The organism is Niallia sp. M35 (assembly GCF_050971705.1).
In the GTDB taxonomy this organism is placed as follows: Bacteria; Bacillota; Bacilli; order Bacillales; family Cytobacillaceae; genus Niallia; species Niallia circulans_A.
On sequence record NZ_JBPCEP010000003.1, the window covers coordinates 173,122 to 188,535 of the forward strand.

A 15,414-nucleotide genomic window follows, 5' to 3' on the forward strand; every position below is an offset into this window, starting at 1 on the left:
AACGGGAACTTTTTAAAAAACAATCGTAGTAGTACTAAGCATATATATTTATCCTATTTCACCATATTTACATCTAAAATAGACAAAGGCGTGTAAATCATGAAGTTATCTTTATTAGAAAGAATCACTCTTATTATCCTAGCTATTTGTACAGTAATTTTTATTTATGGTTTTATAGTAAATCAAAACATAATGTCACTAGTATTTTTATTGATCCCTATTATATATATTACAAGACTCGTTTTAACAAAAAATAGAAAAAGCAAAAAATTATCGGGTACTTTCCTTAAATTAAAGGAAAGCATTTCTGTTATCATGCGCAGTCGTGTTGAAGAAGGCAAATCATTGTTGATAATCTGTAATTTATAGAGGTAGACCTAAAGAAGTGGCTATTTGCCTATTAAGTAGAGAGAAAGCCCAATACTTAGTGTGATTTATTTTAAACAGAAAATGGAGTTGGAAGTGTGAAGAAAATTTCAATAACCCTATTCATCGTTTTTTTACTAGGCATAACAGCTTGTAGCAAATCATCTATTGATGGTTCAAACAATAATAAGTCTGAACCAAATAATACATCAAGTAATACGGATACATTTAATGATTCAGCCACTGATGAAAATAGTATTAACAATCCGGAGAAAGAAGATCATATTGAACCAAATAATAATTCAGACAAAGAATTTTCGACAAATTCAATTAGTGAAGTAAAGGAAAATGAAATTAAGCCAGAAACAAGCACACCAGATAAAATGAACAAAAAAAGGGAAGAGGTTTTAGATAATATTCAAAAAGAACTTACTGCCTTACCCGACAAAATAGAGGGAAGTAGACAAGAGTTTTTAGAGAGACTAGATAGCATCCAGAGAGAACTGGATTCCTTACCAGATAAAAAATATTCAGATACAGGTACAACTAATGCCATGAAAAACTATTATGGAATTTCTGATGAGAAGTATGACATTGCTTTAAATAGGATATATGATTTACTAAAGAAAGAGTTATCTCCTAAGACAATGGAGAGTTTACAAATGGAAGAAATCAATTGGATAGAACAGAAAGAAGCTGAGGCAGATAAAGAGAGACAAAAATATGCTGGAAAAACCCATGAGTGGGTTGCTTATTATATATCATCTTACGAATTAACCAAAGAACGATGTTATGAATTAGTTAACAAGTTTATAACGGATTAATAAAAAGAGTTGCAGCATATTATCTTTTTCAATCATGTTAGGATTCTTAAATATTCAATAATTGCAGAAAAAGAGAAGTTTGGGGAGCTCGAGTAATATGCTATTTTTGCACTATTACTAACAGGCTCATTCCTGTAATAAGTGAAGAGAAGCTTTCATATGCACAAATATGACAGGTAAGCTCAATTAGAATTCAAGTGTAGCATAATAGCCTTAAGAATATTTATGCTACACTTGTATAAAAGAAAATGAAAGGACTGATGCAATTAATGGATATTAGAAAACCTAATGATATTGAATTAAAAATGGTATTATCTCTTTCGCCACAAGCTATTTTTGATGGTACTTTAGGACAAGTTGAACCTACGAAGGAAAAAATTGACCAGCTTGTTAAACCACTTTTGGAAAAAGGAAGCTACTATTTAATAGCCACAAAAAACAACAAAATAATGGGCTGGATTTTTATAGGGACAAGCAAAGACCAATTTACTGATAGGATGATTGGATTTATTTACGAGCTATTTGTTATAGAAGAATTCAGAGGGAAAGGAATCTCCAAACTGTTAATGAGAGCAGGTATTGACCATCTAAAACAAGATGGATATTCAGAAATCCGTCTAAGTGCATTTGCAGGGAATCACGCAATTAAACTGTATGAGAAATTGGGATTTAACATCAGGACAATTACTATGAGTTTACAGTTATAAGAGACTAACTTATTTTATTAATGAGTGTTAATCAAAAAGGTAGCCAACCTACCTTTTTGTTCAGATATTAACGCGGAGATCAGGTTAACATAATTTGCATTCTTTGTGTGGCTGAGACAATAGAAGAAACCCCCTGGTTTAAACAACACTTAAACATACATTTTCCATTTCCTTTCGTAAAACAACCTCCGAAAATATACTTTCTACATTATAAACATTGGTATTTTCACCTAAAATAACTTCATATATTCAATTTATTAATACTCTAGTAAAAGGCACTGTTGTTTGCTTGTTATTAAACAATAGTGACAGCAGCTTGTAAATGATCAATTCTTTTTCATAATCCTGAGTATGTTTATTGTTTAAGACTATGCAAAATAAATCTACAGCTGCTGACCAGACAGCTTTATTTAGTTATTGTTCCCTTTCATCGTGACTTCCTTCCTTTTATCCAATTGTTCTTCCCCCCAATAGCAAATTGCATCTAATACAGGAATCAGTGACAAACCCTTATCTGATAAAGAATATTCTACTTTTGGAGGCACTTGAGGATATTCCTTCCGATTAATTAGTTGATCACTCTCTAGTTCCTTTAATGTATTGGTTAGTGTTTTAAAAGAAATATTGCCAAGCCTCCGTTTCAACTGGTTATAGCGAATAGGGTTATTGTTTAAATATAAAGCATATAAAACTGTCATTTTGTATTTCCCACCAATTAATGACAAAGTATATCCAAAACCAGTATCCTTCAAATTCTCTTCAAATAGATAAGAATCGTTTTCCATTCAGCACTCTCCTTTAGGTTAGTATCACACTTTAATTACCGTACTTGTAAAAATATATAGCATACAATAAGATGAATGTACATCAAAATATGATGCAAATAAGGGAGAAGGAGGAACTAGTAATGAAAACAATCGTCTATGCACATCCATGGGAAGGAAGCTATAATCATGCAATCTTAAATTCTATCACGAAAGACTTAGAAGCTAAGGAAGAAACATTTCAAGTGATCGATCTTTATAAAGACGGGTTTAATCCAGTATTTACAGCAGAAGAATTGGCGCAATTTAATAGTGGAGAAACACCATATGAATTAGTTAAGGACTATCAAAAAAAATTAAGTCAGGCAACTGAGTTGATTTTTATATTTCCTGTCTGGTGGTGGGACTTACCTGCTATTCTAAAAGGGTTTATTGATAAAGTGATGTTGAGCGGATTCGCTTTTCTAGAGGATAAAACAACAGGTGCTTTGAAAGGCTTATTGACAAATATAGAAAAAACAACTGTGATTTCAACTTCTACAACGGATAAAGATTATATTGAATCTGAAGGAGGCAATGCTATTCAAGGAGTTTTCATTAACCGAACTTTAGCTGACCTGGGAGTTAAAAACGAATACACTAAATGGATTCATTTTTCTAGAGTTAACTTAACAACAGATGAGAAGAGGAAGCAATTTTTAAGAGAAATAACCCAAGAAATTTAAAGTAGAATGGACGGAAAAGACAACGTTTCTGAAAAAATGTACTTAAAGAAATGGGTGCGTACGTATTATAAGGTTAACCAGTTTTAATGGTTGACCTTTTTATTAACAAAATCTTTTATATCAGTAGCCATAGCAGGACGTACGGGGGCATGAGGCATTGAACCCTCAACTAAACTGTCAGCCCCCCTGCTTGCAGAAAGTGTTTGAGACTGGTTGGGACGTAAATCTTGTATAACTGCGAAGATATGATACTTCAAGAAAGAATAGGGGTTACAGGTGAGTAATTTATAAGAGGAAGAGAAACAACGAACCCAGTAGTTAGTCTGGATGTTGAATACGAGCAAGTTTCTCATCTAAATAAAGGATTTACAAACTTTACATATTGATCATAAAGTGTCATAAATAGTTTTTCATGGTTTTGGCAAAAATAAGGGAGGAAATAAAAAGGAGAGAATGAATAAATGCCGGAATTGCCAGAAATGGAAAACTATAAAATCTTATTAAATAAATTGATTACCACTCAACCCATTACCTCGATAGCCGTTAACCGAGAAAAGTCCATTAATATTACGAAACAATCATTTGAGAATCAATTAGTGAATACTACTATTCTTCGCGTGGAAAGGCGTGCGAAACATCTACTCTTTTACTTAAACAATCAAAAGGTTCTTCTATTGCATTTAATGTTAGGTGGATGGATGTTTTTTGGAACCGAAAAAGAAAAACCAAATAGAACCATTCAAATCCAACTAACATTTGGAGAAAATCACTTGTATTTTATTGGACTCCGATTAGGTTATCTACATTTACTAACTCTTGAAGAATGTAAAGAAAGGCTGAACGACTTAGGTCCAGATCCTATTGAACCTCATTTTACTGAAAACAGCTTTCAAAACATCATTAACTCTAGGAAGGGGACAATAAAGCTTAAATTAGTCGATCAACATTTTATCTCAGGTATTGGCAATTGTTACTCCGATGAAATCTGCTTTGATGCGCAAATCTTACCGACTCGGAAACTAGAGGATTTAAAAGAAATGGAGCTAAACGAGCTCTATAATTCCATACTGAAAATATTAAGAGCGGCAACTCATATGGGTGGTTATATGGAGCATCCCCTTTATATAGGGGATAAAAAAACCGGAGGATATGATAAGCTTTGCAAAGTATATGACAGAGAAGGAGAAATATGTCCAAGGTGTCAGCACAAAATAGTATTTATAAAAGTATCTTCTAAAAAGTGTTTTTATTGTCCAGGTTGTCAGTTTTAATTATTCATGCGGATAATTCTGCAATTCCTGGACATAATATACTTTTAACAACTCAACGCACTTTTATCAAGGAGAAGTATAAGGAGTGAGAAGATGACTTTATGGAAAAAGGGAATAATAGTAGTAATGTTATTCTCTATATTCTTGTCTGGAAGCACACCTAACACATTTTCACCGAAAGTATTCGCAGCAGAAGATCATAAAAAAGCTACATTGTCCACGGCACTTGAATCACTGTTAAATATAGAACCAGAACTAAAAGGAAGTTTAGCAGGAATTAGCATTCGCGAACAAGAAACAGGGAAAATTGTTTATGAACATATGGCCGATTTACGACTAACGCCAGCTTCTAATATGAAGTTACTAACTTCAGCAGCAGCATTGAACATTTTAGGAGAAGACTATCAATTTATTACAGAAATTTATGGAGATGGAAGAGTAGAAGATGCTCATTTAAAAGGAAACTTATACATAAAAGGAAATGGGGATACAAGCCTTTTAGCCTCTGATTTAGCAAAACTCTCGAAAGAAATTAAAAGGAAAGGGATTAGCTATATAGATGGAGATATAATAGGCGATGACTCCTGGTATGACAACATTCCTTTTTCAAGTGATTTGGCATGGAGTGATGAATCTACCTATTACGGGGCCCCAATTTCCGCTTTAACACTATCACCAGATAAAGAATATGACGCAGGTACTGTATTGCTTGAAATAAAACCTGGTAAGAAAAAAAATGAACCCGTCATAATCAATACTTTGCCAAGAACAAGCGAAATTAAAATTGTCAATAATGGTATAACAGCAGATAAAGAATCTGCTGCAAGTTTAAAAGTTAACAGAGAACATAACAGTAAAGTAGTAACAATAACAGGAAGCCTGCCAATTGACGATTCCTTAAAAAAAGAGTGGGTATCTGTTCATGATCCTACAAGCTATACATTAGATGTGTTTCAACAAGCTTTAAAGAAAGAAGGAATACAGTGGAAAGGGGTGGTCAAAAAAGGAAGAACACCACAAATTGCTTCTATCCTTACCACTCATTCTTCGATTCCTCTCCGTGAATTGCTACTTCCATTGCTGAAATTAAGTAATAATACAATTGCTGAGACATTAATCAAGGAATTGGGAGTAGTCAAAAAAGGAGAAGGTAGCTTTGCAAAAGGACTCGAGGCCTTAGAAGAAGAATTAGTGGCTTTTCATCTTGATCCAACTAAGATGGTTATTCGAGATGGGTCCGGTATATCGCCTATAGATTTTATTTCAGCAAACGACTTAAGTTTGTTTTTATATGAAGTACAAGCACAACCATGGTTTCCCTCATTTAGTCAATCATTACCTGTATCAGGTCACGAGGAAAAAATGATTGGCGGAACACTGCGCCATCGATTGAATTCTGAGAATACTAAAGGAAAAATCCTCGCAAAAACGGGGACACTTACCTCTGTAAGTTCATTATCTGGCTACATGGAAAGCAAAACAGGCAAGAAATATATTTTTTCTATTTTATTGAACCATCTAACGGATGAAGATAAGGGAAAAAAGATTGAGGATAAGATAATGGAAACATTGGCAGAATATTGAGGTGGCTGCTTTGAAATATCCGTTCCTATTTTTTCAAATAGGAACGGATATTTTTTATAAATTATTTTTCGCCATTTTTGCTAAGTCGGTAATGTATGCGAAAAAGTCATCTCTCTTTACATCATATACAACAGAAACAGGCCGGCCATTGTCACTTATTAAGGTTCTCCCTTGGGACGGCGCTTCTGTTAAAGCAATTGATTTAACTTCTTTCATTTTAACTAGTTCTTTTTTTCCAATCGTTGCTGTTGTTAGTACATCCCAAAGATAATAGGTAGAGTTCGTTTCTACATGAACAAGAGGAGGACATGCAGCATAGCATTGACCAACAAAATCAATCCCTGTAAATTTTCTTAATGATGCCCAATGATTGCGGACAGAGAGGGTTAGTGGAACTTGATTCGTACTTTCTAGCGCTACCATTTCAATCTGTAAATCACTAGCCCAAACAGCTGCAACTGCCCAAGGATCCCAAAAAGCATTCCATTCAGCAGTTCCATCATGTTCTGGTTCCTGTACATTACCAACCTCTAAAAATGTTCCACCCATCCAGACTAATTTTTCAATTTTTTCTTGAATATCTGGAGCGATTTCAAGTGCTCTTGCTAAATCTGTCAGCGGTCCAGTAAATAAGAGTGTTGTTTTATCGGGATTTCCCCTTACTGTTTTAATTAAATGTTCATGTGCTGGAAGTTCACTTTCAGGGGTATTTATTTCACCGCTTTCATTTAAAATCGGCAAGGCATCCACATAAAACGTGTGCATTCTCCATTCTTTCGGAAATGGATTAACCCCGCGAGAATTAGATCTAGCAACTTCTACTGGTCCTTGACCAAATCGATCAATAATCTTTCTACTTGCACTGATGCCTGGTTCTAAATAGCCATCTGCTGGGATAACTGATACACCAATTAAGTCTACTTCATCCATTTGTAAGAGAAGAAACAGAGAAACTAAATCATCAATTCCGGCATCATGATTAAAATATACTTTCTTTTTCAAAAAATTCACTCCTATGTAAATAAACTTATAAACTAGTTATTTTCTATACCTATTCTATAATACTATCAGATCAATGTGAATAATTAGTAAATTAAATAAAATATCTATTTATTAATAATATTCAATTTAAGCTTTAAGTGACAAGAATGTTTAATGAAGAAAAAGAACTTGGAAAACCTCCAAGTTCTCAAAACAATATAATTATTAACAACAGCCTTACTTACGACCGAAGTCTGCTTTGATTTCACCATACTTATTCGTATCCCATTTTAGAATTTTATTTGAATAGTTATTTTGCTTCAGCCATTTTTCGGCACGCTCAATTAATTGCCACAATTCTTCTGTACGCTTATCTCTTACTAATGTTGTATTAGCCTTTTTATTACGTACCCAAGCTAACGCCGTCATACTATCACTGTATATGGTGGTGTTCTTGCCTTGTTTTTGCAAAAGACTTAATGCATGTACAATTCCTAAAAATTCGCCAATATTATTCGTACCGAATACTGGACCATAATGGAAAAGAACTTCTCCTGTTTTCGTATCAACGCCTTGATATTCCATCATTCCAGGATTACCACTACATGCCGCATCAACAGAAATGCTATTTTCCTCAATCGCCGCCAATGTTTGATTAGATTGTTTTTGAGCGGAAGAACTTTTGGATGCTGATTTTGATATATTTCCATCTTGCTTAAAGGCTTTTTCTGCTTCCTCCAAAGTAGGAAATGACTTAAAAGAAGCCCCTTTAAAACCTTTTGTTTGCTTTTCACATTCCGCCCAAGTAGAGAAAACCCCTGTTTTTCTACCATTCCATACTACATAATATTTTTTTGCTGCCATATTTTCATCCAACCTTTCACAACTATTAAATAATCATATCACAGGAAGGGATCGAAACGAAAATGCTGACAGATCTCCACAATATGTTTGAAAAGGCTTTCTATAAATCTAGGAATTTACTATAATGATGTTGAGTAAAATAGGGAGGGGAAATAAATTGCTGCAATTACTTCCACTAATGATTGAACGAGTCGGTATTTTAGTTATTTTTGCCTTCTTATTATCGAGAATAAAGATTTTCCGATCGATTATTCATCATGAGTCACAATGGCACGATAAACTATCGTTAATTCTTATCTTTGGCGTCTTCGGAATAATTAGTAATTATACTGGAGTCGAAATATTAAAAGGAAGTATTAGCACCCATACATGGCAGCATGAATTAGATGTTTCAAGTGCTATTGCTAACACAAGAATTATGGGGGTAGCCATTGGTGGAATGATTGGCGGCCCATTAGTTGGCCTGGGAGTAGGATTAATAGCTGGCCTTCACCGATTAACTTTAGGTGGATTCACTGCACTAGCTTGTGGATTATCTACCATTGCTGCTGGATTATTGACTGGACTGCTTGGGAGGAAATACTCCATTAAACAGGATTCTGCAAGCAAAGCAGTGATTATCGGCATCACCATGGAAATTATTCAAATGCTATTTATCCTTTTAATTGCTGCCCCTTTTGAGCTTGCATTCGAACTTGTCAAAATCATTGCTTTTCCAATGATTGTCATTAATGGGTTTGGAATGCTGATTTTTATCTATATCATTCAAAATATTCTGTTAGAGGAAGAAAAAACGAAAGCAGCACAAACGAATATTGCTTTAAATATTGCTCAATCTACGCTTGCTTACTTTCGTCAAGGACTAAATCCTGAATCTAGCAAGCAAGTTGCTAAAATTATGCTAAAAGCTACTAATGCTGATGCAGTATCCATAACGAATCGATCCATTGTTTTGGCACATGAGGGGCTCGGCGGAGATCATCATATCCCATTAGAGAAAACTTCTACCAAACTAACAGAAAAAGTGTTAAGGGAAGGAAATATTCTTATAGCGAAAAAGAAAGATGAGATTCAATGCAGCAATCAAGCATGTCCGTTGCACGCTGCCATTTTGTTACCATTGAAAGCAAATAATAAAACTGTCGGCACTCTTAAATTATATTTTGCCAATCCCAAAAATATTCAATTAGTAGAATATACTTTGGCAGAAGGGTTAAGCAAGTTATTTTCTTTACAGCTTGAATTAGCAGAAGCAGAATTACAACAAAAATTATGGAAGGATGCAGAAATTAAAGCATTGCAAGCACAAGTTCATCCTCATTTTCTTTTTAACAGTATGAACACCATATCTGCGCTAATTCGTACAGATGGAGAAAAAGCGCGGCAGATGATCCAAAGATTATCTACTTATTTCCGCAGCAACATACAAGGGGCTAAAAATATGCTGATCCCTTTAAGTCAAGAATTAGAGCATGTTCATGCCTTTTTAGCATTAGAAGAAGCGAGATTTCCCAATAAGTTTATTATAAAAGAGTCCATAGAGCCGGAATTAAAAAAAGTCCTTATTCCGCCGTTTACATTACAACCTCTAGTAGAAAACTCCATTCGTCACGGTTTTTCCAAGGGTACAGTTGGGACCATCACGATATGTGCATATAGAGAGAAAGATAGGATGGTATTAATTACAGAAGACGATGGGAAAGGCATGAGTGAGGACACTCTATACATGATTGGGCAAAAAAATATATCCTCCAGTACAGGAACAGGTACGGCACTTTGGAATATTCAGGAACGAGTGAAAAAGTTATATGCGGAGAAAGGCAAATTCACCATTGAAAGTGAATGGAATAGAGGAACAAAGGTGATGATTACATTGCCTTCTAAGGAACCAAGCATATGGAGGGAAGTAGATGATTAAAGCATTAATTGTCGAAGACGAACCATTAGCAAGAGATGAATTAAAATATCTCTTGAAAAGAAGCAGCAAAATAGAGATAGTGGCCGAATGTGATGATTTGGAAACAGCTCTATACATAATTGATAATCAAAAAATAGACGTTATTTTCTTAGATATTCAACTTGGGGAAGATAATGGAATGAATTTAGCGGAACAGTTAAAGCATACCGCAAATCGCCCTGAAATTGTCTTTGCAACTGCATATGATGAATATGCACTTCAAGCTTTTGACGTAAATGCTGTCGATTATATATTAAAACCGTTTGAAGAAGAACGAATTAATCAAACGATTTTAAAGATCCAGAATCAGCGGAGCGAAACTAAAGAAGAAACACACGGAAAAGCGCCAAGCAAATCGTCTCTTCAAAGTAATAAGTTAGCCGTCACAGCCAATGACAAAATAAAGATTATTGATTTAGATAAAATCGTCTATATAAGTGCACAAAATGGCAAAACATTGCTAATTACAGAAGAAGAGGAATTGGTCATTACTTTTACATTAACGCAATTAGAGCAAAAGTTAGTAAATAGTCCCATTATGAAAGTACATCGGTCTTTTTTAGTTAATAAAGAAAAAATTTGTGAAATCGAACCATGGTTTAATTCTACGTATTTACTATGCATGAATAATGGCGAAAAAGTGCCTTTAAGTAGAAACTATACAAAAGAGATTAAACAATTATTCGGATTTTAAGTAATTTTAATTGTTATATATACAGACTGGATATTGTATTTTATCCAGTCATTTTTGCATTTCAGCTAGTTTTCTATGCATTTTACCTTGAAAACGCTTTTTTATCCTTTTCATTTTTTATAATAAAACCATTAAAGGAGGTAGATAAAATGAATGCGGTTACAATCGTTATTGCATCTGCTTGTATTTTAATGATTGCTTATCGGTTATATGGGACTTTTATGGCAGTAAAAGTATTAAAGCTTAACGATAAAGAAAAAACTCCAGCACATGAACTTAATGACGGAAAAGACTATGTACCGACCAATAAATGGGTGACCTTTGGACACCATTTCGCAGCAATAGCGGCAGCTGGTCCCCTTGTAGGACCTATTCTTGCTGCACAGTTTGGTTATTTGCCTGGATTGATTTGGCTGTTGATTGGGGCTGTTATCGGAGGGGCTGTACATGATGCGGTCGTATTATTTGCGAGTATGAGAAAAAAAGGAAAATCATTATCTGAAGTAGCAAAGGAAGAACTTGGCCCCGTTGCAGGTTTTTGCACAGGACTTGCTATGTTATTTATTATCACCATTACCATGGCTGGTTTATCGATGGTAGTTCTACATGCTTTAGAAAGAAATCCATGGGGGACATTCTCGGTAGGAATTACTATCCCAATTGCAATGGGTGTAGGCATATTTTATAAAAAAACAGGTAATCTCAAACTATGCACAACCATTGGATTTATTCTGTTAATGATAGGTGTATTTGTAGGACCGATGATCCAAGACACCGTAATGGGAGATTGGTTAACTCTTGATACAAAAACATTAGCTATTATTCTTCCTATTTATGCATTCTTTGCAGCTGCTCTACCTGTATGGCTGTTATTGGCACCGCGAGATTATTTAAGTAGCTTTATGAAAATCGGTGTATTTATCGCCCTTATTATTGGTGTATTTATTATTAACCCTGCTATTGAATTTCCTGCATTTACGGAATTTGTAAATGGAGGGGGACCAGTTATCGCAGGACCAGTATGGCCGTTTATTTCCATTACGATTGCATGTGGTGCTATTTCCGGATTTCATGCCTTTGTCGGCTCTGGCACAACACCAAAGATGCTTGATAAGTGGACTGATATTAAAGTAGTTGGTTTTGGTGCGATGCTCGTCGAATGTTTAGTAGGGATTATGGCACTTATTGCTGCAACTGCTCTTCATCCCGGAGATTATTTCGCGATCAATTCTAGCCAAGAAGTATTTCGAACACTTGGCATGAGTGTATCAAACTTACCAGAATTAAGTCGTGAAATCGGCATTGATTTAGAAGGAAGAACGGGAGGGGCAGTTACCTTAGCAGTTGGAATGTCTTATATTTTCACAGAAATTTCTTGGTTCTCCCATCTAGCATCTTATTTCTTCCAATTTGTGATTATGTTTGAAGCGGTCTTTATATTAACAGCCATTGATGCAGGGACGAGAACTGCACGCTATTTAATTCAAGATTTTCTTGGTGAGTTCTACAAACCACTAAAAAGAGTGGATTGGCTGCCTGGTTCTATTTTCGCAAGTGCATTAGCATGTTTAATGTGGGGATATCTCTTATTTTCAGGAGATATTAGCTCGGTATGGGCACTATTCGGTGTCTCAAATCAGCTCATGGCAACGATCGGGCTGATTGTTGGAGCAACCGTTATTTTAAAAGTGGCTGATAAACGTAGATATATGCTGACTTGTCTTATACCGATGGCATATTTATTTGTAACAGTAAATTATGCTGGGGTGTGGATGGTTAAAAACGTTTATTTAAACCCAGAAGCGTCAGGTTATAATGTGCTTAATGCCGTACTATCAATCATCATGCTAATATTAGGGGTTATCATAATTATAGCTGCAACCAAAAAATGGTTTGACACCTGGAATACGCCCCGCGTTCATGTGGAAGCACCGAATCTAAATTAAGATAGAATGGTTTAAACTAATTTTCCTGTCAAAGCTATACCCAAATAATCTACGAATCTTGCTGTGTTATTTCGTATGATTGTTTGGGTTTTTTATTCATTTGAAAATTGATTTTCCATCTGACTTATATTTTAAAAATGGAAGTGACTATAAAAAGATTTAGATTTGTTCTTATTCCCATGTCCATTCCCATTTTGCATATATCCACACTATCTTCCCCCAATAAATAGATTTCTCAAATAAAAATTATAAACGAATCCTAATAAGTGTATTCTATGTATACGTATACTTAAAAACTTATTGTCAATAGTTTAACTTTATGGAATTATGGATAGTAAGGGAGAAGTATTTTTGTTATATTACCTAGTAATAATTTTAATAAAAATTTTCTTGACATAAATAAACGTAAGGAGTTCTTCTATGGATTATAAACACAGTGAAACAAAATGGATGGTAGCCATTTGTTTTTTTGTACTTTTATCTGTAATTTTAAATATCTTTGCTGCTTCTATAAATAAAGAGCTTTTTATTCTACTGCAATTAATTATTACTAGTGGCTTACTATATGTTTTTTATCAATTAATAAAAAAGTTCACCTATGTACTTGGCGAATTTGCTCAAAGCAATAAAAAATTACAGTCTATTTTTGACACACTGGACATTGCGATTTGGTTTCATGATTTGAAAACAAATAAATTAATGGTAACAGCTGGAATTGAAGCTATTTATGGTTATTCAGCAGAGGCATTTTATAAAAATTACAATTTGTGGAAAGATGTAATCCACCCAGCTGATCAAGAAGTTTTGGCGGAACGAGCAGAGCTTTTAACCCATCAAGATGTCGTTGTCAGCACTTATCGTATTATTAAACCAGATGGAAAAATCCGCTGGATAAAAGATAGAGGAATCGCTGTATTTGATAAAACAACTGGGGAAATGACCGAGTTTACAAGCGTGTTAATTGATATAACGGATAGCAAAGAAAACGAAGATAAATTCAGTAAACTGGTCGATATTTCACCAGATATTATTGCAGTAGTAGTTGATTACAAGTTTCAATATATAAATAAGGCTGGCACCAAAATGTTAGGTAAAGACTATAGTTCTTTACAGGGACTAGCCATAAGCGATTTACTTTTTGCAGATACTTATCAAAATATTGTGCAACAATATAAGAAAAGCAAAAAGTTAAACCAAAATGTCGTTGAGATGGAAATTGAATTGACGAAAGAATTAACGAAAAACGTATTTTTGGAAATCAATTGCATGCCAATTCTTTTTGGCGGACAAGAAGCTGTTTTGGTTGTTGGAAGAGATATTACATCCCGGAAACAGGCGGAATTAAAAATTAAAGAACTAGCTTTCACAGATACGCTAACAAAATTACCAAATCGAAACAGTTGTATGCATCATTTAAATGATCGACTCTATAACCAAGAAGTGGAAAGAATGTCTATATTGTTTTTAGACTTGGATCAATTTAAACGAATAAATGATACGAAAGGACATGGGATAGGAGATATCATTTTACAAGAAGTATCTACTATTTTGCAATCAGCTATCGAAAAAAATGATTTTGTTGCTCGCCTGGGGGGAGATGAATTTTTAATTCTATTAGAGAATAAAACAAAATTAGAAACAGCTGAGACTGCCCAAAAAATAATAAACCACTTTTCTTATCCTATTGTAGTGAAAGATGACGAATTTTTCGTGACACCAAGTATCGGTATCAGTATGTATCCATTAGACGGAAAAGATCAAGAATCATTAATAAAAAATGCCGATACAGCGATGTATGTTGCCAAAGACCAGGGAAAAAATAATTTTCAATTTTACTCCGCTTCCATTGCAGAAAAAGGAGCGCGAAAAATGGAATTGGAGATGGCACTAAGAAGAGCTATTAGCAATAAAGAACTAGAGTTGTACTATCAGCCGCAAATCAATATCTATACTGGCAGCATATTTGGTGTCGAAGCTCTGCTACGTTGGAAACACCCGGTATACGGCTATTTGTCTCCAGATGAATTTATCCCAATTGCTGAGGAATCTAATCTAATACTATCGATTGGAGAATGGGTCATAACGGAGGCATTTGCGCAGAAAAAGAAATGGGAAAGAGAAGGAAAAAAAGATTTAAAACTTGCTATCAATATTTCGGCTCGTCAAATTCAATACACTGATTTCATACCTTTTCTACAAAAAGAAATAACAAGATTAGAAATAAATCCAGAAAAATTCGAGTTAGAGATAACGGAAAGCATTATGCAAAATATTGAATTAGCCCAAATCGAATTAGCTAATATTAAAAACCTTGGCTTTCAAATATCGATTGATGATTTTGGCAAAGGCTATTCTTCGTTAAGTTATTTAACATCACTGCCTATTGATACCATTAAAATTGATAAAACTTTTATCGATGATATTTGCCATCCTATCCACAAAGGCTCTTTAGCTAAAGTCATTATTGATATGGGACATAATATGAATTTTTTTGTCATTGCAGAAGGAGTAGAGACAGAAAATCAAATCGATTTTCTCATTAAACATCAATGCGATATCGTACAAGGTTATTACTTTAGCAAACCATTGACCTCATCTGAGTTAGAAAAGTACTATTTATAAACGAGAAATCTTTTTCATTTTTTGTTTCTAAGGATATACTATTATCATAAAGAAATTCTTTTTTATATTTTATAAAAAGGGATGCAAAAATTTTTCGTAAAGTTGGTGA

General features: G+C 34.3%; 12 protein-coding genes. 9 read left to right on the forward strand and 3 right to left on the reverse strand.

Annotated elements, in window-relative coordinates:
- The first annotated feature begins 464 nt into the window (after positions 1-464).
- Complete coding sequence (locus NiCM35_RS04720; RefSeq protein ID WP_433778773.1) at positions 465-1,190, forward strand: lysozyme inhibitor LprI family protein; 726 nt, start codon at positions 465-467, stop codon at positions 1,188-1,190.
- Positions 1,191-1,459: 269 nt separating this feature from the next.
- Positions 1,460-1,897, forward strand: coding sequence for a GNAT family N-acetyltransferase (locus tag NiCM35_RS04725; RefSeq protein WP_371471798.1), 438 nt, complete (start codon positions 1,460-1,462; stop codon positions 1,895-1,897).
- Between the two features lie 410 nt (positions 1,898-2,307).
- Here NiCM35_RS04725 and NiCM35_RS04730 read toward each other — a convergent pair whose 3' ends face one another.
- Positions 2,308-2,682, reverse strand: coding sequence for a winged helix-turn-helix transcriptional regulator (locus NiCM35_RS04730; RefSeq protein WP_095328810.1), 375 nt, complete (start codon positions 2,680-2,682; stop codon positions 2,308-2,310).
- 122 nt (positions 2,683-2,804) lie between these two features.
- Between NiCM35_RS04730 and NiCM35_RS04735 the strand changes: the two genes are divergently transcribed.
- The 3 genes from NiCM35_RS04735 (at position 2,805) to dacB (ending at position 6,241) form a co-directional block, all read left to right on the forward strand.
- A complete protein-coding gene (locus tag NiCM35_RS04735; protein WP_095328811.1) occupies positions 2,805-3,386 on the forward strand; it encodes an NAD(P)H-dependent oxidoreductase in 582 nt (193 codons plus the stop codon).
- Between the two features lie 461 nt (positions 3,387-3,847).
- Positions 3,848-4,657 (forward strand): Fpg/Nei family DNA glycosylase, encoded by an 810-nt coding sequence (locus tag NiCM35_RS04740; protein WP_095328812.1) that lies wholly within the window; start codon positions 3,848-3,850, stop codon positions 4,655-4,657.
- A gap of 93 nt (positions 4,658-4,750) precedes the next feature.
- Complete coding sequence (gene dacB, locus NiCM35_RS04745) at positions 4,751-6,241, forward strand: D-alanyl-D-alanine carboxypeptidase/D-alanyl-D-alanine endopeptidase (RefSeq protein ID WP_095328813.1); 1,491 nt, start codon at positions 4,751-4,753, stop codon at positions 6,239-6,241.
- Positions 6,242-6,295: 54 nt separating this feature from the next.
- On the opposite strand, the gene NiCM35_RS04750 is transcribed toward dacB, so the two are convergent.
- Together NiCM35_RS04750 and NiCM35_RS04755 are read right to left on the reverse strand one after the other, a co-directional pair.
- Complete coding sequence (locus NiCM35_RS04750; protein ID WP_095328814.1) at positions 6,296-7,243, reverse strand: nucleoside hydrolase; 948 nt, start codon at positions 7,241-7,243, stop codon at positions 6,296-6,298.
- A gap of 216 nt (positions 7,244-7,459) precedes the next feature.
- Positions 7,460-8,086: a ribonuclease H1 domain-containing protein gene (locus NiCM35_RS04755; RefSeq protein ID WP_433778778.1), complete on the reverse strand. Its 627-nt coding sequence runs from the start codon at positions 8,084-8,086 to the stop codon at positions 7,460-7,462.
- A 157-nt stretch (positions 8,087-8,243) separates the two neighbouring features.
- Between NiCM35_RS04755 and NiCM35_RS04760 the strand changes: the two genes are divergently transcribed.
- From NiCM35_RS04760 to NiCM35_RS04775, 4 genes are all read left to right on the forward strand, one after another.
- Positions 8,244-10,004, forward strand: coding sequence for a sensor histidine kinase (locus NiCM35_RS04760; protein ID WP_095328816.1), 1,761 nt, complete (start codon positions 8,244-8,246; stop codon positions 10,002-10,004).
- Positions 9,997-10,737: a LytR/AlgR family response regulator transcription factor gene (locus NiCM35_RS04765; protein ID WP_095328817.1), complete on the forward strand. Its 741-nt coding sequence runs from the start codon at positions 9,997-9,999 to the stop codon at positions 10,735-10,737. Before NiCM35_RS04760 ends, NiCM35_RS04765 begins: the two co-directional genes overlap by 8 nt.
- Positions 10,738-10,886: 149 nt before the next feature.
- Complete coding sequence (gene cstA, locus NiCM35_RS04770) at positions 10,887-12,683, forward strand: carbon starvation protein CstA (RefSeq protein WP_433778781.1); 1,797 nt, start codon at positions 10,887-10,889, stop codon at positions 12,681-12,683.
- 420 nt (positions 12,684-13,103) lie between these two features.
- Complete coding sequence (locus NiCM35_RS04775) at positions 13,104-15,305, forward strand: sensor domain-containing protein (protein ID WP_433778783.1); 2,202 nt, start codon at positions 13,104-13,106, stop codon at positions 15,303-15,305.
- Positions 15,306-15,414 lie beyond the last annotated feature (109 nt).

Coding starts and splice junctions, on each gene's coding strand:
- NiCM35_RS04725 (WP_371471798.1), top strand. CDS start 1,460: ATGGATATTAGAAAACCTAATGATATTGAATTAAAAATGGTATTATCT.
- NiCM35_RS04730 (WP_095328810.1), bottom strand. CDS start 2,682: ATGGAAAACGATTCTTATCTATTTGAAGAGAATTTGAAGGATACTGGT.
- NiCM35_RS04735 (WP_095328811.1), top strand. CDS start 2,805: ATGAAAACAATCGTCTATGCACATCCATGGGAAGGAAGCTATAATCAT.
- NiCM35_RS04740 (WP_095328812.1), top strand. CDS start 3,848: ATGCCGGAATTGCCAGAAATGGAAAACTATAAAATCTTATTAAATAAA.
- dacB (WP_095328813.1), top strand. CDS start 4,751: ATGACTTTATGGAAAAAGGGAATAATAGTAGTAATGTTATTCTCTATA.
- NiCM35_RS04755 (WP_433778778.1), bottom strand. CDS start 8,086: ATGGCAGCAAAAAAATATTATGTAGTATGGAATGGTAGAAAAACAGGG.
- NiCM35_RS04765 (WP_095328817.1), top strand. CDS start 9,997: ATGATTAAAGCATTAATTGTCGAAGACGAACCATTAGCAAGAGATGAA.
- cstA (WP_433778781.1), top strand. CDS start 10,887: ATGAATGCGGTTACAATCGTTATTGCATCTGCTTGTATTTTAATGATT.
- NiCM35_RS04775 (WP_433778783.1), top strand. CDS start 13,104: ATGGATTATAAACACAGTGAAACAAAATGGATGGTAGCCATTTGTTTT.